This window comes from Tenacibaculum litopenaei, from assembly GCF_964514025.1.
Taxonomy (GTDB): Bacteria; Bacteroidota; Bacteroidia; order Flavobacteriales; family Flavobacteriaceae; genus Polaribacter; species Polaribacter litopenaei.
The window spans coordinates 224,420-245,240 of sequence record NZ_CAZEQT010000007.1; the positions used below are offsets into that span (position 1 = coordinate 224,420).

Annotated in this window: 10 protein-coding genes; 7 read left to right on the plus strand and 3 right to left on the minus strand. The window is 40.8% G+C overall.

Annotated elements, in window-relative coordinates; translation table 11 throughout:
* Positions 1-18: 18 nt before the first annotated feature.
* A complete protein-coding gene (locus tag ACKTS5_RS15590) occupies positions 19-2,394 on the minus strand; it encodes a TonB-dependent receptor domain-containing protein (protein WP_408044822.1) in 2,376 nt (791 codons plus the stop codon).
* A gap of 167 nt (positions 2,395-2,561) precedes the next feature.
* On the opposite strand from ACKTS5_RS15590, the gene ACKTS5_RS15595 reads away from it, so the two are divergent.
* Positions 2,562-3,569 carry a sensor histidine kinase gene (locus tag ACKTS5_RS15595; RefSeq protein WP_408044823.1) on the plus strand — a complete coding sequence of 336 codons (1,008 nt, stop codon included), beginning with the start codon at positions 2,562-2,564 and terminating at the stop codon, positions 3,567-3,569.
* A gap of 3 nt (positions 3,570-3,572) precedes the next feature.
* Entirely contained in the window at positions 3,573-4,265 is a 693-nt protein-coding gene (locus tag ACKTS5_RS15600) for a LytR/AlgR family response regulator transcription factor (RefSeq protein ID WP_408044824.1), read from the plus strand.
* A gap of 70 nt (positions 4,266-4,335) precedes the next feature.
* Here the strand turns inward: ACKTS5_RS15600 and sucC are convergent, their stop codons facing one another.
* Complete coding sequence (sucC, locus tag ACKTS5_RS15605) at positions 4,336-5,532, minus strand: ADP-forming succinate--CoA ligase subunit beta (protein WP_408044825.1); 1,197 nt, start codon at positions 5,530-5,532, stop codon at positions 4,336-4,338.
* Between the two features lie 269 nt (positions 5,533-5,801).
* Between sucC and ACKTS5_RS15610 the strand changes: the two genes are divergently transcribed.
* The 5 genes from ACKTS5_RS15610 to ACKTS5_RS15630 all read left to right on the plus strand — a co-directional run bounded on the left by ACKTS5_RS15610 (position 5,802) and on the right by ACKTS5_RS15630 (position 11,795).
* The gene (locus ACKTS5_RS15610; protein ID WP_408044826.1) at positions 5,802-8,282 is read left to right on the plus strand and encodes a DUF5916 domain-containing protein; all 2,481 of its coding nucleotides are present in this window, start codon (positions 5,802-5,804) and stop codon (positions 8,280-8,282) included.
* 82 nt (positions 8,283-8,364) lie between these two features.
* Positions 8,365-9,030, plus strand: coding sequence for an ABC transporter ATP-binding protein (locus ACKTS5_RS15615; protein WP_408044827.1), 666 nt, complete (start codon positions 8,365-8,367; stop codon positions 9,028-9,030).
* Positions 9,030-9,578, plus strand: a complete 549-nt coding sequence (locus ACKTS5_RS15620) for a CPBP family intramembrane glutamic endopeptidase (protein ID WP_408044828.1) — start codon at positions 9,030-9,032, stop codon at positions 9,576-9,578. Before ACKTS5_RS15615 ends, ACKTS5_RS15620 begins: the two co-directional genes overlap by 1 nt.
* 6 nt (positions 9,579-9,584) lie before the next feature.
* On the plus strand, positions 9,585-10,349 hold the full coding sequence (locus ACKTS5_RS15625) for a TIGR02757 family protein (RefSeq protein ID WP_408044829.1): 765 nt from the start codon (positions 9,585-9,587) through the stop codon (positions 10,347-10,349).
* A gap of 138 nt (positions 10,350-10,487) precedes the next feature.
* Positions 10,488-11,795, plus strand: coding sequence for a hypothetical protein (locus ACKTS5_RS15630; protein WP_408044830.1), 1,308 nt, complete (start codon positions 10,488-10,490; stop codon positions 11,793-11,795).
* Between the two features lie 133 nt (positions 11,796-11,928).
* Here the strand turns inward: ACKTS5_RS15630 and ACKTS5_RS15635 are convergent, their stop codons facing one another.
* Complete coding sequence (locus ACKTS5_RS15635; RefSeq protein WP_408044831.1) at positions 11,929-20,817, minus strand: LamG-like jellyroll fold domain-containing protein; 8,889 nt, start codon at positions 20,815-20,817, stop codon at positions 11,929-11,931.
* Positions 20,818-20,821: the final 4 nt, after the last annotated feature.

Consider the following 20,821-nt stretch of genomic DNA (forward strand, 5'->3'; position numbering starts at 1 on the left):
AGGGCTTTTTTCAAACAATTAGAATCGCTTTTGAGCGGCGTATTCCATCGCCTCTCCTTTACCAAAACCAAAACTTACACCGAGTGTAAAAAAGCGTCCTCTTGCCCTGTTGCTCTCCGAATAAAACGTTGGTTGATCTGTTATCGAAGCTCTTCTTCGGGTAGCAAATACATCGCGAACTCCTAAGTTCACTATCAACTTACCCTGCAACAGTTTTTTTCTCAGTCCTACGTTTACAAAACCGTTCGATTTTATGGTACTCTGTGCAGTTTTATAGCTCGACTGGTAATTCCCTGTCATTTCAAAATCAAACTGTGCCGGAAGTTTCAACTTTGCGGTTGCCTTTGTATCCCAACGCGTCCCGTTGAAGTCAAAATTATTAGCAGCATCAAACTGCCCTTTTCTGTTAAACCAGTTGTAATTTACATCTCCATTCACGGTTAACCACTTGGTAATTCCCCAACGGTAATTCGCTTCTAAACCAGTAATGGCATTGGTCCCGAAATTCTCCGGTCTGCGCGTAGTTACGTTCGTCGTGGTATTGTAGAAACTCACATCCTCTATAACATCTGTGGTATAACGATGGTAGAGCCCGAAATTGACACTGGCCTTTCCTATTTTATGAATAGATGTTAACTCATACGAATCTGTAAACTCTGGAAGCAGGTTTGGATTTCCCGTAAAAATATCGAAGGTATTTCGTATGTTGAAAAAAGGATTTAAATCCCACAATCTAGGTCTAAAAATACGACGAGAATATCCCGCTTGCAGGGAAAATCCAGTACCTACCTTATAAGAAGTATGAACGCTTGGAAAAAGATTGGTATACTGTTGAGTATGCTCTTGATTGGTCGTTTTTAATACGGTACGTAAATCTGTGTTTTCTACTCGCAATCCGGCTTTAATTCCCCATACATCTCCTTCATAAGCAGCGGTTGCGTAGGCTCCTAACACATTTTGATAGTATTCAAAAACATTGGTTAATCCTGGGTTCCCAATCCAATTCCCTCCGATCAACGAACTAACGGCATAATCATTACTGACATCGTTTAACACGTATTGGGCTCCCGTTTCGATAGTGTACTGATCGTTTAAAGGGTGCACGTAATCTAGCTTAAACGTATATCGTGCCTCTTTAAAATCTGTTCTCGTTCTTTGAGAGTTCGAAGCCAAAGTACCGGCGGTAACTTCATTAGAAAACGTCGAAGATTGATCTTTACCAAAAAAGCTTCCTAATGCACTAAATAATAAGTACTGTTCTTTGTGGCGCTCAAAATCCTTTTTGTACTGCAGTTCGTACTGGTACTTCGGGTTGGTAGCCTCCGTTACTTCTGCACGCGTGTAGGCAGCTTGCAAGATGCGATTGGCGTATTCTTCAAAACGCATATTCGAATCCTCATCTTCTATTTCGTATGCCACATTCCCTGACAGGGTAATGACATTTTTATCATTGATGTGGTAATCCGTTCCCAATGATAAATTGTAAAACTGTTCGTGTTTGTTTCCCTTCCCTGAACTGGTAATTTCATTGTTTGCTACCTTGTTTCTATTCAAGGTACTCACGGTATTTGGAAAAGTCCGCTTCCCCACTCCTAACTGTCCGAAAAAGTTAAATTTCTGGGTTCTTTTATTAATACTCAAACCTATACTGTGGTTGTTAGGACTTCCCGTATTCAATGTCACGGCGCCATTCAAGCCTTTCTTTTCGCTTTTCTTGAGTACGATGTTGATGATCCCTGCAGTTCCTTCTGCTTCGTATTTTGCAGATGGGTTGGTTATCACTTCTATCTTTTCTATCTGCTCAGCAACAATTGTCCCGAGGGCATTTCCTTCTTGGCTGGCAATGACAGAGGGTTTTCCGTTGATTAAAATCTGCGCTCCTTGTCCTCCTCGCAACGTGATAGCTCCCTCTATACTGACGTTTACCGATGGTACATTGTTCAGTACTTCGATAGCGCTGGCTCCGGCAGAAGTCAAATCTTTTCCGACGTTAAAAACGCGTTTATCCAATTTAAACTCTGTAGTAGATTTTTCTGCCCTTACGACTACTTCTTCTAACTGTTCCGCATCTTCTTCGAGCCACAAAGTACCCATATTCACATAGGCATTCTTTACCTCAGGTTGTAATCGCAAAGATTTAAATCCGATAAAACTTATTTCGACCAGAAAATTTGTCTTTTTTACTCCCAAAACAAACGTTCCATCTACTCCCGTGGTAGTTCCTGTTAACGGTTGCTTACTTTCGGCATCCAATAAAATCACCGAGACAAATTCTAGTGGCTGCTGGCTGGCCTTATCCTTGACCACTCCAACAACCTTAGTCGACTGTTGCGCGCAAACGCTCCATGAGACGATCATTAAAAGTAGCCATACTTGCTGTATTAAATATTTCATTTGGTCTTTGTTTAGATCGCAAAAATCTCTCAGATCACTGGATCCGCCCAAAAAAATCTTTCAACTACCAAAACAGCTGGATGAACAACTCAAGTCGTTTGTCCCGCTAGTTTTGTCGATTGCTGATTATTTACCTAGGCTTACAGAAATTCGACTACCTTTATACTATGAACAAAAAATCGACCTTCACAGCGTACAAGGAGTTTATTTATCAGCTTGTATTTTTAAGCATCTTATTCCTCTTTTTCGCCTTTGACAAACACGATCCTCGTCTTGAAATTGACAAAGTGGTCTTTTTCTTACACTATGTAAGTGCCGGACTTTTTATCAGTTATTACCTACTTCCAAAGTACTTTTACACCAAAAAATACGTTGCCTTAAGTGTAGCTCTTTTGGTACTGTGTGGTGTCGTTTATTTTTTAGAAGAATTTGTTTTTGAGAAAATTTTCTTTCCCGGAGAGCGTGGGCAGCACGTTTCGAACGTCTTTCTTACCTTGGTCAATATTTTACCCTTAATTTTTATGATTGTCGCCTTTAAGCTGGCTTGGGACGCCTCTGTAAAACAGCGCGAAGTCAACGAACTTAAAGACCTTATCAAAGAAAGTGAATTGCAGTTTCTAAAGTCTCAGATAAATCCGCACTTCTTATTTAACAACCTGAACAATCTCTATTCTTATGCATTGGACAATTCTCCTAAAACCCCCTCCATCATTTTAGAGCTCTCCTCTGTATTGCGCTATATGTTGTACGACTGTAAAGAGAACTTCGTGCCTTTAGCCAAAGAAATCAAACACCTTAAAAACTTTACTGCTTTAAACGAACTTCAAATTGAGGACCGTGGCAGTGTGCGCTTTGAAACGGAAAACTTAGGAGGAAATTACACTATAGCCCCCTTAATTCTTATGGTATTCATAGAGAACGCCTTCAAACACAGCACGGCAAGTCAATCCGATGCCATAGCTATTCATATTGCTGTTCGTATAAAAAATGATACCTTGTACTTTGAATGTCACAATTCCTATCTTGAAAATACCAACACCCAGAGCTTAGCTCATGGAATAGGCTTGGCGAATGTGCAGAAGCGACTCAAACTATTATACCCAAAGAAACACGATTTAAAAATTGAGCAGTCCGATGCTAAATTCAAGGTAGTGTTAACCATAAAACTTACATAACCAATGAAATGCATTATTGTTGAAGATCAGCCCCCCGCGCAGCGCATTCTGCAGAAGTTTATCGCAGAAATCGATTTTTTAGAATTGACAGGAACTTTTTCTGATGCCTTACAAGCCTTACAATACTTAAAAACAGCTCCGGTAGACTTGCTGTTTTTAGATGTGCATTTACCCAAAATTTCAGGCATTGACTTTTTAGAAATTTTAGACAACAAGCCTCAAATCATACTGACCACAGCATTTTCTGAATACGCTCTCAAAGGCTATGAATTGGACATTGCTGACTACTTACTCAAACCTTTTTCTTTTGAACGCTTTGTAAAAGCTGTAAACAAAGCACAACAACTGGCACTGACTACAAATACAAACGCAATTATGCCAGAGCCATGCGATTTTATTTTTGTCAAATCGGGCTATGAACATCTAAAGATTTACTTTTCTTCCATTGATTATATAGAATCCTCTGCCGACTATACGGAAGTATATACGGGAACCAGCAAGACTCTGACGGCTATTTCCTTAAAAAACTGGCTTTCTAAGCTTCCAAAAAACAACTTTATTCAAGTACATAAATCGCATATCGTAAACACCCATCGCATACAGAAAATTGCAGGAAATTTACTGTACCTCGACACTGGGAAGCAACTCAATATCGGTAGAGCGTATAAAGAAGAATTCAACAAAAGGTTTCTCTAAAAATAAAAGCCTCAACGAAAACGTTGAGGCTTTTTATATCTAACTAAAAATTAATTGCGGTACAAGGTGCTTACGCTTGTAATACTTCTTGTACTTTATCAGCAGCTTCTTGGAATTCAGTGGCTGAAATAATTTCCATTCCGCTATTATCAATTAATTCTTTTGCTTCTTGTGCATTTGTTCCTTGTAAACGACAGATGATAGGCACATTGATTTTGTCTCCCATGTTTTTGTAAGCGTCTACAACTCCTTGAGCAACGCGATCACAACGTACAATACCTCCGAAGATATTTACTAAAATAGCTTTTACGTTCGGATCTTTTAAGATGATTCCGAAAGCAGTTTCAACACGTTGAGCATCAGCAGTACCTCCTACATCTAAGAAGTTTGCTGGATCTCCACCTGCTTGCTTAATAAGGTCCATAGTACCCATTGCTAAACCAGCTCCGTTTACCATACATCCTACGTTACCATCTAAATCAACATAGTTTAATCCTGCAGCTTTCGCTTCTACTTCGATAGGATTTTCTTCTCTCAAATCTCTCATTTCAGCGTAATCTTTATGACGGTACAAAGCGTTTTCGTCTAAAGTTACTTTTGCATCTACTGCTAAGATTTTATCGTCAGAAGTTTTTAAAACTGGGTTGATTTCAAATAATGAAGAATCAGACTTCACGTATGCTGTATACAATGCAGCTACGAATTTAGTCATATCCTTAAACGCAGCTCCAGACAATCCTAAATTAAAGGCAATCTTACGAGCTTGGAATGGTAACAATCCAGTTGCAGGATCGATTTCTTCAGTAAATATTAAGTGAGGAGTCTCTTCCGCTACTGCTTCAATGTCCATACCTCCTTCTGTAGAATACATGATCATATTCTTACCTGATGCACGGTTTAATAAAACCGACATATAAAACTCATTCGGCTCACTGTCACCTGGGTAATATACATCCTCAGCTACTAATACTTGATTTACTAATTTACCTTCAGCTGGAGTCTGAGGAGTTATCAACATCATTCCTAAAATGTCATTAGAAATACTTTTAACCTCATCTAAGTTTTTCGCTAACTTTACTCCTCCACCTTTTCCACGACCACCTGCGTGAATTTGCGCTTTGATTACATGCCAACCAGTACCTGTTTCTTCAGTCAACTTTTGTGCTGCTGCAACAGCTTCTTCTGGTGTATTTGCAACAATTCCGCGTTGTGTACGAACGCCAAAACTGCTTAAAATTTCTTTACCTTGATATTCGTGTAAGTTCATTAGATAAGAATGTTTTTAAAGTCGAACAAAAATACAAATTCAATTGATAATACCTTGTATTTTACCGTTTATTTTAATGTTAGTTCGTTAATATTTGTCTACACCCCTTTTTTTTACTGATTACCATTTGTTAACATAAAAAGTGTCACTACTACATTTTTAACATGTCTTTTAGGTAATTAACATGAATTTATGAAATCTTATCATAAGGCATAAATAATTTAGCACTTTGATAAGAGAAAACAACCCGAAACCTATTACACTGCACTATGCGTACAAAACTAGCCCTGTTGGCGCTGTCTTGGCTGCTGTTACCTCAAAAAGCAGCTGCACAAGGAGTTAACAGTAACCGAAAGAAATTACCGGCCATCCGCGTCACGGACGCACCTAAAATTGACGGTAAGCTTAATGACCCCGCTTGGGAGCTCGCTCCTACAGCAGATCAGTTTGTGATGATGCGTCCCGACAACGGACAAGCTGAACCCAATACTCATCCCACTAAAGTAAAACTCGTTTACGACGATCAAGCTATTTACATCAGTGCATACATGCAAGCGCCCGATCCGCAGAAAATCCCTGCAGAATTCACCAATAGAGATAATATCGGAAATGCCGATTTCTTTCTCATGACCGTGAATCCAAACGATGACGGCCAAAATCCTTTTGAATTTATCGTGACCAGCTCGGGGGTGCAGGCTGATGCCAAAATTTCAAATGGCAACGAAGATTTTAATTGGAGTGCCGTTTGGGAAAGTGAAATTTCCATTACCGACAAAGCCTGGATTGTTGAAATGAAAATTCCCTATCGCGCACTGCGATTTGCGAACCTTCCAGTACAATCATGGGGGATTAACTTTCACCGACGCGTACAAAATTTAAATGCCCAGTTTTCATGGAATTTTATCGATAATAAACAAGGAAACTGGACCCAATACGACGGTTTGTATGAAGATTTCAAAGATATCAAACCTCCCACTCGACTGCTATTTTATCCGTATGCTTCCGCTACAGTTAAAAATACTTCAAAAGAAACTACCACCGATTGGAGTGTAGGAATGGATATTAAATACGGAATTACTGAAAATTTTACGCTCGACGCTACGCTGATTCCTGATTTTGGACAAACAGGTTTCGACAATGTGCAACTGAACCTAGGGCCTTTTGAACAACAATTTACAGAGCAACGTCAGTTTTTTACCGAAGGAACTGAATTGTTTACAAAAGGGCGTTTGTTTTATTCGCGTAGAATTGGAGGACGCCCAATTGATCAGTTCAAAGTTGCCAACCAACTGAGTAGTGATGAAGAGATCATCGATCGCCCGAACAAAGTGGACATGCTAAATGCCATCAAAATTTCAGGACGCACCAAAAACGGACTCGGTATTGGTTTTTTTAATGCGATTACCGATAAAACCGAAGTGACCATACAAAACAAAACTTCGAAAGAAACCCGTAAAGCTGTGATCAACCCCTTTTCCAATTATAATATTATGGTCTTGGATCAGCAGTTTAACCAAAACTCAGCCATCACTTTAATCAATACGAATGTAACCCGCATTGGTGACTTTAGAGATGCCAATGTTACCGGATTGCTTTGGCATGTGGAGGATAAGAAAAGTCGCTACAATATTGATGGGTCTTTTAAAATGAGTACTATCTCGGATGACGCTAGCCAACCCAACCTCGGCTATACTTTTGATACCAGTATTGGAAAACACGCTGGGAACTGGCGAGGAGAAATCGGATACAATGTGGAAAGTAAAGATTTTAATCCTAACGACCTAGGAATCTTGTTTAGCAATAACGAACAGACCATCTACAGCTTTTTAGCATATCGAATTTTACAACCCAAGGGGATCTTTAATAACTACCAGATTCGCATGTACTACAACATGAATTTCCTGCATACTCCCGGAACTTATGTCGGTACCAATGCTGGTTTGAATTTTTGGGCATCGACCCGAAAGCGTTTTGGTTTTGGGGGAAATCTAAATTTTAGCACGCCGCGAAAAGATTTCTTTGAACCACGTCAAGGTTCTACGAGTGGTATCTTTTTTAAGGCTCCACTCCGTGTAAACTTCAATCATTGGGGCTCTACCGATTACAGAAAAAAGTTTGCTGTAGACTACAATTGGTACTACACCTTCTTTAAAGACAATCCAAGGGAGAGTTACGGATTTCGCTTTGCTCCTAGATATCGATTTAATAACCGATTCTCGTTAATTTACGCATTGCGATACAACAAAACCAACAGAGAACAAGGGTATGTACGAAAGGTAAATCAGGATTACGTAAATAACAATCCTGGTACGGCTAATTTACTCGACCAGATCATTTTTGGAGAACGCGATTGGACGACTTACGACAATTCATTGACCGGAAAATTTAGCTTTAGTACCAAAGCTTCCTTATCACTTGCCTTCCGACACAACTGGAGTAAGGTTCCTTATCACAATCAATACTACACCTTACAGAAAGACGGAAGTTTGGTCGCCAATAATTATCAAGACAACCACGATCGAAATTTTAATAGCTGGAATTTGGATTTGAACTACGTTTGGCAATTTGCTCCTGGGAGTCAGCTCATTGCTTTTTACAGAAACTCCATCAATCCTAGCCATAACTTTGCTCCCGCAAACATCAGTTTCTCGGATAATATTAATCGACTTTTTAAAGAAGATATGCAACATACCTTCTCCGTGAGACTGGTGTATTTTGTCGATTACAACAATCTAAAAAACATATTATAGTCCCTCACCTAAGAAATCAGATTCCTCCCATGCCGAGAATCTGATTTCTTTTTTATACATTCGTTTTTCTAACTCATTTCCTATGATAGTTGCTAAGAATATTCACAAAAGTTTTGGAAGCGTCAATATTTTAAAAGGCCTTGACCTACACATCAAAGAAGGAGAAATCATCGCCATCGTCGGTCCGTCAGGAGCTGGAAAAACCACTTTATTACAAATATTGGGTACCCTTGACCAACCCGACACCACCGATGCTTTTAGCTTGCACATTAATAATGCCTCTGTTACAGGGCTTACTGACAAGCAGCTCTCACAATTCAGAAATCAACACATAGGATTTATTTTTCAGTTTCATCAGTTACTGCCTGAATTCACTGCCTTAGAGAATGTTTGTATTCCTGCCTATATAGCAAAAAAAGGCAAAGCTGAAACCGAAAAACGCGCTTTGGAATTATTAGATTTCTTAGGGCTGAGTCATCGTGCTAGTCACAAGCCTAATGAACTCTCAGGTGGTGAACAACAACGCGTTGCCGTGGCCAGAGCACTTATTAACAAACCTTCCGTAGTATTTGCTGATGAACCGAGTGGAAACCTCGATTCCAATTCGGCCCAAAAACTGCACGAACTCTTTTTTGAACTCCGCGACAACTTTGGCCAAACCTTTGTCATTGTCACGCACAACCAAGAGCTCGCCAATATGGCCGACCGCAAGCTAGTAATGAAAGACGGACGCATCGTAGAATCCTAATGAAAGTATTTGTAACCGACCTTTTACGCTTTCTGCGCAAACCGCAATACACTGCACTGCCTGATCACCTGAGTACCTCAGAAAAATGGTTGTTTTTTGGTCGTATGTTCAGTGTTGCATTGCTCACAACCCTTATACTAAGTCCGATATTTAGTCTCGTTGAGTCTCTCGATTGGATATCTCTGGAGAATCACGCAGTGGAACAAGTTTTGGAATCACAACCAAAACTGACCGTTTTTTTACTCATCGTACTACTAGCCCCCATTATTGAAGAACTCCTTTTTAGAGCTCCTCTCAAGTTCACAAAAGAGAGCCGTATTTTTCCATTTTGGTTTTATCTGTTTAGCGCAGTCTTTGGATTTGTTCATATCACCAATTATCCGTTGAGTGTAGAAGTACTCTTACTGAGTCCGTTACTCGTAGCGCCTCAACTAATTCTCGGGTGTTATCTAGGGTATATTCGCATCAAACTCGGGCTGCTTTGGGCCATCTTATTACATGCATTGTACAATGCTTTCTTTATGTTTGTTACCTTTGCCGGACAATAAACCGGTATGACACAAAAAGAACTCAACGAATTTTTAGACCACAAAGTAGTAACGTATAACAACCCTGATTTTATTACCAGTGACCCTATTCAAATTCCACATTTGTTTGCGCGAAAAGAGGATAGCGAAATTGCGGGTTTTCTTGCCGCAACAATAGCCTGGGGAAATCGTACGATGATTATAAAAAACGCCCATCGACTTATGGAACTCATGGGGAATGTTCCTTTCGAGTTTGTCATGGGACATCAGGAAGCCGATCTAGAGCGATTTGACGGTTTTGTTCACCGAACTTTTAACGCTGACGATATACGTCACTTTGTTCGTTCCTTGCGAAATATTTACGAGAACCACCAAGGGCTTGAAGCCGTGCTAAGACCTTCTGCTCAAGAAGACAATTACCAACAAGCCATTCATCAGTTTAAAAAAATCTTTTTTGAGATCCCTCACCTCGATCGCAGTTTAAAACACGTGTCTGATCCGCTTAAAAATTCGGCCTCAAAACGCATTAACATGTTTTTACGCTGGATGGTTAGAAACGATAAAACTGGGGTCGATTTAGGCCTTTGGGAAAGCCATAGTCCCGCAAATTTACACTGCCCTCTGGATGTACATTCTGGAAACGTAGCTCGAAAATTGGGTATTTTAACACGAAAACAAAATGACTGGAAAGCCCTGGTTGAACTCGATACAACCCTGCGTAAATTTGATCCTAAAGATCCTGTAAAATACGACTTTGCCTTGTTTGGTTTGGGGGTTTTTGAGAAGTTTTAAATTGACATTTCCTGATTTTTACCTCACTGTAAGGGCCGAACTCCCTTTCTGAATTTATTGTACCAACGTATTCCAATGGATTTTTACGAATGGGGATGCTCGTTTTTATTTATCTTTAAACCGCTAAATTAAATGACTATGAAACCCAAACGTCCCGACGTAAAAACCCTAGATAGCTCTTTAGGTGTTAGAGCCTTTGCCGCACTTATGATTGTCAGTGCTTTAGGAGTATTGTTCAAGTTCCCGATAAGCTTACCCAATCAGCTATTTTTTAATCGAGATATTGCCTATACTAGCACTCATTACTCCTATAAACCTGGACAAAGCGGAACGTCTTACGATTTCTTTATTCAAAATTCAGACGGCCTTTATGCAGCACTGCCCTTAGTGCTCGTTCTCCTACTAGCTTTTTTATTTTACTTTGGAATCTTCTCGGCAATAGCCGCATTTATAGGATATCGAAAAGGAACAACGACTACCAAACGCGATACTCTTTTTTCATTACTCATCGCAGCTATTTTTATCAGTCCTCAATATTTACCCGTTTTCGACTACTTGAATATCGATACAAAGGGCGCTTATTGGACTAAGGAACGAGTAGTTATTTCACCGGAAACCATGTATGAAATTGGAATCCAAAAAATCCGTGGTGTTCATATCAATGCTGACCACGTTGCTAGAAGCAGTGACTCCAGTTTTGCAGTTCTCAAAAAAATACAAGCGGATAGCAATCGGATTATTTTTGCCGATAAACTAAACATATCTGGGAGTAACTTACATACTGCCGTTGGAAAAGATACCCTTTGGGTTTTTGAAAAAAAATCGAACTATCTAAAAGCATACAGCATGCGTCAACAAAAAGTGGTTGTTGAAAATTTGGATGCTTTAGGTCCTTCACTACCAGGAACCGCAGAGGCAGACATTGTAAGCTTTGACTACTCAAGCAGTAGCAAGGTACTGAGTATACGTACAGACGATGGAAACAAATACTACTTCAATCCGAACACGAACACGTTCAGCTCCCGAAAAACCTATGCGTATCCGTTGTTTTACTTTAGTAACCTCAATAAACACAGAAAAAAACTACAACTTCGTACCGGAACACTCACTGCCCCCTGGAACACGAAGCGCGTTTTTCTGGATGCTAGCGTTGTAGCGAGCAATGCAAACCTACTCATTATTCGCCATCGTCCTAATATCAAAGAAAAAACAAAGCACCTCATCAGTGCCTTTGACTTGGAAACCGCTACTTTAGTCTGGCAACTCAACGAAGCTGACTATTCGTTTTTACAAACTATTTACGGTAATCCTAGCGTACGAGCTAGCATGGATCAAACGCATATCGTTTTGCATTTCTATGACAGTTTTACTTTAAAAGGATCTGTTATTTTGAGTCCACAAGGAAAAGTACGTAACATCATCGAGGCCACACCCACTATTTTCTAGGCATTTATTTCTATTAGAAAAAGCAATAAAACAACAAGGGTAGCAGTAGATAAAACGCGTGTCATTGTTGATGAACATTTACAGAGTAAAAGCAAAAAAAAAGACCGCCCGAAGGCGGTCTGTATACAATTGATTATTTAATAATCAATTTTCGAGAAAGGGTTTTCGATGCTGTTTGAAGCTTATAGATGTACACTCCCGATTTAAACGAGGTTGCCTCATCTTGTAAGTTCCATTGAACTTTGTGTAAAGTTCCTCCTTTTACTTCCTCTGCTACAAAGGTGTGTACGCGTTGTCCTAGCACATTGTACAAGCTCAACTCTACGTATTCATCTTTTGCCACTTGGAAAGTAATCTGCGTTCTATCTGTCATAGGGTTCGGTTCATTTTGACCTAAACTGTAGGCAGTATCTAACGCATCCACCAACGCATCTGGCTTCGCAGTATGTCGTAATACAAAAGGATTTTCAACCGTTCCTACATGCGCCGAACGTTCAAATTCAAGTGCATTGTCTAAGCTGACGATGCTTTCTCCATCGTACAACTTAAAGCTGATTGCTCCTTTGGCAAATCCTCCAATTCCGACAAAATAGTGGTAAGCGCCGTCGATTAACATCGGCTTAGCTATCCCGCTAATTTTTCCGTCAACAAACGCGGCAACCACGTGCTCTCGTTCTAAGTCAAGCGTTTCCGAATCTAAGGTAGCTACCATATACATAAAGCTCGGGTAGGCATTGCGATCAACTTTCCAGTTTAACTTCGCAGCTTTATCGAGGTAATCCTCCACAGCGAGTGCTGCATGGGCTCCTCTTGCAGCTGGTGCTGGAGTATTGGCAATACCACTGTAATTTAACACCCCTGCTCTAGATGCTCGGTAAATATATCCTAAGGTTGGCGTCATATGCGTTAAACTTCCTTTCCAACCGTCAGCGGTGTACTCTGCTTGTAAACCACGACGCTCTATACGATCACCTATACTTACTGTAGTTGAGTTTAATGAGCGTAACGCTATTGGTAAGGTCTGTAAATCCGTTGGGAAATACGGAATTGCAGTATCTGCATTTGCTAGTACAGGGATATCGGTATCTACAGGAACGTGAATTCCTTCAATGCTTATCAGCTTTGCTCCACTCGCTTTTACGGTGTAGGCTTTACGTGTATCTAACTGGTTCGTCGCTCCTGAGTTTAAAATAAAGCTACCATTAGCTGCAACGGTGGCTAATAAAGTTCCAGATTTCGTATCGTAAATCTGATCTCCTGCAGTCAAACCTTTAATAGCTTGTAGTGATAAATTCATCGATGCTCTATTATCACGTAGGTTAAAACTCAACTCTTGGAATCCAGTTGCCAGTGCTATGCGCTTAGAAATTTTACTTCCAACCGTCATGTTCACCGGTGCACTCACCGATCCAATACGAGAACGGAATGCATAATTGTACGATTCTACAATTCCTTGGTACTCGGTACATGCAGAAGCATCCCATACCTTAAAGGTCAGTAGTCCTGTTTCTCCATTGTTTCCAAAAATACTCAAGTTGACTAGTCCTCCGGTAGTAACCGTGGTTTGTCCGCGGAACTCTTCATTTAGATAAGCCGCAACAATATCTCCAGTATCAACAGACTTTTCACCGTTGATTACTAAGTTTCCACTGATACTCATGCTACCGAAATAGTTGTTGGAGTTAAAATTCCCTGCAAAATCAGGTGCTGCACAGGTCACCTCTACTTCCAAATGGAAAGCTTCTACTCCAATCGGCACATCCTTGTTGTTCACTCGTTGGATCACTTCGATATAAACATCCGTAGCATGAACTCCTGGATTTAAATAAGGAGCCACGACGAAATCTAAATCGCGCTCAACAAATCCGGTAGCCAAATCTTGGAAGCTATTCTCTTCGACAGCAGTACCATTTTTTTCAACTGACAACCATGATGGCAATTGCTTAAAGCGATATTTCACAGGAGTTCCTCCTTTAGAATTATCGAGGTCTATCGTCGAAATCTTTGTGCTCGTTCCTTGAGCTTGAGTCACACGGATATTATTTTGACTCCAGCCAATGGTGTTTTTATTCACCACAAATGACCAAGCTTTTCCGGCTATCTTATTACGAGATGGGTCTTCTAAACGTCGGTTTAAAACCATTGCCGTTAACTGAGCTCCCTCTACAAACGAAGCATCAAATACTGGGGTTAGGTGCACTTGTGTGTCGTTGTGAGATGTCGTTACTGTAAACTGTAAGTCCTTCGCCATTCTCGTAAGATCTAACGGTGCTGCATTTGCACTTCCACGAACAAAACTCAATCCTGTTTGCGTAGTTGCCAAAGCATTTCCGGTATAATCTCTAATCGCCTCATCTGGTGCTCCATTAGCTCCTTTAAGTGGATTGTCATCAAATACAAAGTAGGCTACTAAATTCAGTTCATTACCAATCAATTGCTCGTCCATTTTGGCAACGATGTCTGTTGGTGTTCTCTGAATGGTCCAGATACGTACTTCATCTAACTTTCCTACATACGAATTACCACCTTCATTTTTAGCGATTTCTATCGGATCAGCATTCGTCGTTAAAGCTGTAATGCTTCCTGAACCTGCCGATACTCCATTGTAATAAATAGTCGCTGTTTGGTTACCGTCATACGTTACTGCCACATGGGTCCAGTTAAACGGTTGTAATGAACGTGAGCTAACTACCGTATTATTCAACACGATATTACCTTGAGCATTTAAACCGATATTGTAATTCGACCCTTTTTTAAGAATCGGAACTACGGTTGCACCTGTTGGCAATGAACTTGGATTTACCCACATTTCAACGGTAAATGCCTTCTTGTTCTCCAAATTGAACTCTTGCTGATGTGGGATGGTCACCACGTCATTGACATTATCAAACTCTGCAGAAATTAAATCTTTTGGTACTCCACCTAAGATTCCTCGTAAAGAGAAACTGCTATTTACTGCCGTTAACGGATTGATGGCTCTGTTAAACTCAGCGGTAATTTGTCCTTGCGTTAACACCCCTCCATTTACTGGATTGGTACTGATAATCGTAGGTGCCGAGCGCGCGATTCGCCCTGTCACATAAGTTGTTGGATTCTTTCTACTCGCCGGTAAATTGGCGCCTCCATCATCACAAACAGGAGCAATTCTAAAGCGATACTCTCCGTCTGATAGTCCAGATACATCGGCTGTATAGCTGATAAAGCCAGTGGTCGCATCCATATTTTCCTTAAGCTCTGTCAACGATAACTTTTTCAATTCAAAAGTTTCACTATTCCCTGGTAAAGCGTACTCTAAGGCTACCGTAAATTTCTCATCTACTTGGTTGTTTACCACCTCTGGAATTCTAAAACGGAATTTCAATTGATTCTGACTCGTATTGTTAACCACCCAGTTGTTGGCTGGCAAATCTGGTTGAATTTCACTAACACACGCTCCTTTAAAGTGCGCCGTTACAAAAATCTCTTGGAACGGTACTACCCCTACTTCGTTGTACTCATCAACTCGGTAACTTCTGTACCCATCACCTGCTTGCTCACATGCCGAGTAAATACGGATTCCAATATTTTCATAAGAAATTTCCTCTGGTGCATCCATACCTCTTGCAATGCGCAATTGAGCTTTCACTTCTCGTTGTACTCCTGTTGGTGAATTTCCATCCAAGCCAAAGTTTATTGGAGAAGTCGTTGCAGGCTCAAATATTGGAGATTCGTTTAAGAACACTTGTGCTCCTTTACTATTCGATGCTCCATTCATTCCTACGATGTACACTTTACGAGTGGCATCATTCGCAATTTGTGTATTTCGCAAGGTCAAATTATACAAGATAGACTCTCCTCCAGTACCGTATTTTACAGCACTATCAACAGTGATTTCTACCCCTTCTCTAGGCACTGTTCCCGATTCAAACGGACACACACTTTGCCCGGCAACCGTATAAAAAACAGGTGTATCGTAGACCTTATCACGTGCAATGCGTACGCTAAACTGATCTCCTACATCGCCGTCTGACAAGGTAAAGCTATCTACACGTCCATTCGTATTCGCATTGTTGTCACTGGCCTCTACAACTCCTAAGGTTTTGATATCTGTTTTAAGACTAAAGGCTACACCAGCAATATTAAAACTATTGTTAAAGGTTGTACCTCCACCAAAAGTCGATCCTCCTGAATCCTGATTACTAGATTCTCTCCCTCTAGTTAACGTATAGGTAGTAGAAGTACCACCACTAAACGATACTTGTGAATCCAATTGCGTTACTGAGCTTCCTAAACCGCTACCCACTGCTTTTAAATCGGCAGTAGTACTTGCAAATGTTTTGGTTTGCTCATTCATATACGTCAATTGTTCCGCTCTAGTTTTGCGTTGTACTATTTGTTTCCATCGGTTAATTTGGAATACGTAGTTAACCAAAGCTCTGTCTGTTTCTGGTGCTGCAGAATTGATATTGAAAGCATCGATTGTAGCTTGGTAATTTAATGAACTACGCTTTGCTATCTCCTCTGCTGTTGGTGGGAAAAGTTCGTCGTGTTTTTTAATTAACAAGTCTTGTAAATTTCTAATGATACGATCTTCAATATCTTGACGGGTATAGACAAAAGGGGTCAATTTATCTGCTGTCATTACCTTCTTATCTGTATCGATAACTGGCATACAGTTCGAATCTACGCGAAGCGTCATTCCCGTACCAAAGGTCAATACACGTGATGCTCCGATAAATACATCGGCATCAGCTCCTACAATATCCTCTGCTGAAGAAGTACTTATTGATTGTTCTAACGAAACGCTCGTACCGTTTTGCTCAGTGTGACGATAGGTGAAGTTCGCATCGATATTTCCAGTAAACTTAGACTCCTGTTCTACCACAGTATAAATGATCCCCTGTCCGATCCCAACTCCTAATGGCGCTGCGATAGCCAATGATACCATCTGCGTTTCGATATCAGACCCTACCGTAATTTCCGTAGCTGTATTTAAATCTAAACCACCTCCTACAGATTTACTAAACGAATAGGTAGCACCTCGTGCTAAAGTCGCTGAACTCGCATCTCCTGGTGGATCGTACAATACAAACCCAACTGTCGGATCTGTTAAGGTAAAATCTTCATTACCCCTTCTGGCACCAGTAACATACGCCGACTTGGTTACCGTTTTAGTACGGTTGTTGTGGCTCACTACTATGGCCATGTTACGCAAATAATCTCCGATAAAATTAGGGTTTCCGGCAAAGGTCAAAAACGATTTCTTCCCGTTATCTCCAGTTTTACCGTTGGTAGGTGCGATAATTAAATCTCCGTTAAGATTCACAGTGGCATTATCAACAGGACATTTACTTCCGTTGTAGTCCTCGTATACCGAAACTACCGCAAGGATGCTCTTTCCTGCTTCTAATTTATAAATAGACTGATCAGCACCACAGGTTGGATTGATGCGCTTGCTCGCAAGTTGATCCATAGAAGTAATTCCTTCCACCTCTTCTTTTGTAACACTGTACAAAGCTAAATCAATTTCTAAATCGTTGCGATAAGGGAAATCATAACTCTTGTTCCCTGTACGCAAGTCAATAATCGACGACTGCACCTTGTCGGTAGTTCCTTCTCTCGTAATTTCTACGCGGTACTGCCCAGGCAATAAGTCATGTACGGTAAACAAGTTATTCTCATCGTTAAAATTACTCGCTGTAATAGCGCGTTCATAGCGCGGAAACTGTACGTCAGTACGAATAATTTTACCTGTCCAATTTCCTACATTGTTATTACACGGAATTACTACATTTCCTACAAAAGAACGACGTGTAATGTTCTCAAAATTGATATTTCCGGTAGGCTCTGTTAAATTAAACAGGTATTCCTTATCATTTTTCGGATTTACCAAGGCTGCTGCATCTCCAGACTCAAAAGCCTTGTAATCAAAAGCAAACTTTCGAATGTAATTCGCTCTCGACTTATTATTAAAGTAGGCTCCTTGATGTAAACTCAGATAGTTGTTAGCAGTTCCGGTACTCAAAGCAAGGTTTACAGCTCTCGTTCCAGAGGTATGCTCAAAATTATACGCTAATTTTAAGTGCTCCTTATCTTTCGCTACCACATTACCACTTTTAATTTCACTGAGTTCTTGACTCGTATAATGGCTGTTTCTATACTCGATTAAATCGATGTTCGCGATCGCGTGATTACTCATTTCTGTCGGGCTCACATAACTCGCTCCCAAATACAGTTTGCTATCAATTGCTTCTCCTGTATAGGCATGTGTTTGATAATCGTCATTAACCCATAATCCAATAACGTTATTCGTAACATCCTTTGTGATTCCGAAGAAATTGTACTGAGAGTTTCCTTCGATAGCCTTTGATAATAAATCAGCACCTTTCGACATTAATACCAACTCATTATTGTTGCGGAGTTCTAGTTGAATAGCTCCCCAATGCAATACAGTTTGCTTAGCAGGAATAGCGCTGCTTCCGCCAGAACCCACAGTAGGTACATTCGCGTCTGGTTTTACAAATCCAGTCCAAGTAAATCCTTCATCAGCTGCATTGGCAATGTTGGCTTTTGAAACGGCGTACCCTTTCGATTTGAAATCCAAACTTATGCGATCGATAGCGACACTTGACTTTTCTAATTTAGGCTGCCCTATAGAAATTCTGTGTTTTCCTGGAGCACCAGAAATACGGAATACTCCTTGGTTGTTTGTACGCACTAACGATCCTACTTCCGTACTCGTTACTTCTGTACCGTCTAAAAAGACACCAGTGTTCTGTACTGTTGGAAACTCAACCTTTTCAGCTTGTCCAGGTACTGTGGTTACATACACTACCTTTCCTGAAATATCATACGATGATATATTTGTGAAATTTGTTGGGTTTGGCTCACCGGGAGCCAAGGTTCTCTCGATATTTTTACGCTCAGATTCAGGGGAAAATTCGTTGTTAGGCTTGGTCGGTTTGATGCGATAGGTCAAATAATTATTCGCAACATTTGCATCTTGACGACCAGAATTCAAACTGGTAAAACGATACAATCCTTCACTGTTGGTATACACTCCATAATGAATAGGTACTTGGGTTACTGCATCCCCGTCAACGATACGTTGATACGGTTGTGCAACAGTTTTTAGCGGACTTCTCGAAACTCCTCTAAAACGCCCTAAGGTCGTTCCTGCTTGGTTATATACATTGCGTGGATCGTTCATATCAAAACGGTAGTACGCCAAGAGATCCGTAGCGGTATTCGCTCCTAAAATATACTGCCAAAATTTAAAAATTTCCGTTGCATTCTTTTTAGTACTCCAAATACGAACCTCATCCATTTCATAGGTAGTTGTCGCCTTTGCGTTGAAAGAAAACAAAGAGGTACGCGCTAATCCTACTACAAACGGTTGTGCTGTGGTCGCATTGGCAACTATAGGTTGCTCTTTGTTTGTCGGTTGTTTCACACCTCCATCGATAAATAAGGCTCCTCCTGTTGGACTAAACGTCACTGCGTAGTGATGCCAATGAGTATCGTTTGGTTTTGCCGCTGTTAAATACGTGATGGTACTTGCTGGGTTTTGTGGATTTCTAGAAATCACCTGAACCTGTGCTTCAGAAATTCTGATTTCACCATCACTTAACTTAAATACGGTGTTCGTTCCAACTCCTTGCGCAGGCGTACGGTACCAAAACTCAATAGTTCCTGTTCCTTGAGCCTGCTCAAACAAGGAAACATCATTGATTTGAATTGGATTACTGTTTTGCACAAACTGTAATGCCTTTCCTGGAATAACTCCTGAGTTTGCTGTCGCCGCAATCAATACATCTTGAGTTGCGATACGCTTTGGAGTTTCTACACTTCCTTTTACAACGCCGTTTGCAAACACAAACCCGTTATCTTTACCGGGTTTACTCCCAGTAACACCTTCTGCTTTTACCTGATACTCATAGAGCTCATTCGGTAAAATTCCATTGTCATCGTAAGTTAAATACGACGAAACTGCATTGTTCGATGTTGGTGTATAGGTTTGGATATCCGAAAAATTAGACAAAGGGTCTGCTAAGTTTCTCCTAGAAACTATATAACTGGTGGCTCCAGAAATGTGAGGCCAACGCAAGCGAACCACGGGTTTTCCTGCCGAAGTTCTTCCCTCTCCGTCAGAAGCGTATAACAATACGTCTTTTAAACTGTAGATAGGATGGTCTGCATTGGTGGTTAATTCGGCCAACTTCAGGTCGTTCCCCCCACTTTTTATAATGCTACTGGTCACCCTTGCTGCCTTTGGTACATCAGCCCCAAGCGATGCATTGATCATGTTGTTCCAATGCGTCTGCATCAATGGCAAATTCGACACACGCGACTCTACCGAATTGTCAGCTGCATAGGCTACTACCAGTCCGTTAGACCCCAAACGGTCTAAATTCGAACCATTTTCATTCGAAAATGTCAATGCCTTGCTATCTGCAATTTGTTGTAAGGTTCGCACGCGGTTCCAAGCTCGGTATTCCGCAACACTCAACTGATCGTCAGCAGTAACCATCATGTACAATTGCTCTGGATGGTAGTCCGCTGCCGGGTACACCAAGTTAGCGCGCTGCACTCCATCGACGTATAAGCGAATGGTTCCGGCTTGTTTGTTAATGGCAAAAGCAACGTGACGCCAAGTGTTGTTCCAAAATCCATGAGCACCTTCAAGTGCAATGGTTTGACTTGTGGCTCCAAGCTTTACCGTGAGTTGACCGTCGGCTCCTTCCAAAGAAAACTCCTCGGCTCCGGTTTGTAAATTTGACAACCTCCACACTCCGTTCGCTCCTTGACTCGGTAAAGATTGCGTATGAGCTTTCATTACCCAAAACTCCACAGTTCCTTGTCCTTGCGTTCCCGCATTTAATAACTGGGTAGTAAGCTTGTTTTGTGTATCAAAATGAGTTGTGTACTCATTGGCCCCTCGTAAAATTAACACGGGAGGTCTTGATTGTGCCTTGGCTCCCCATACCGTTAAGTATAAGCAACACAAAAGCATTATTTTTTGTATGTATAATTTTGTATTCATGTAC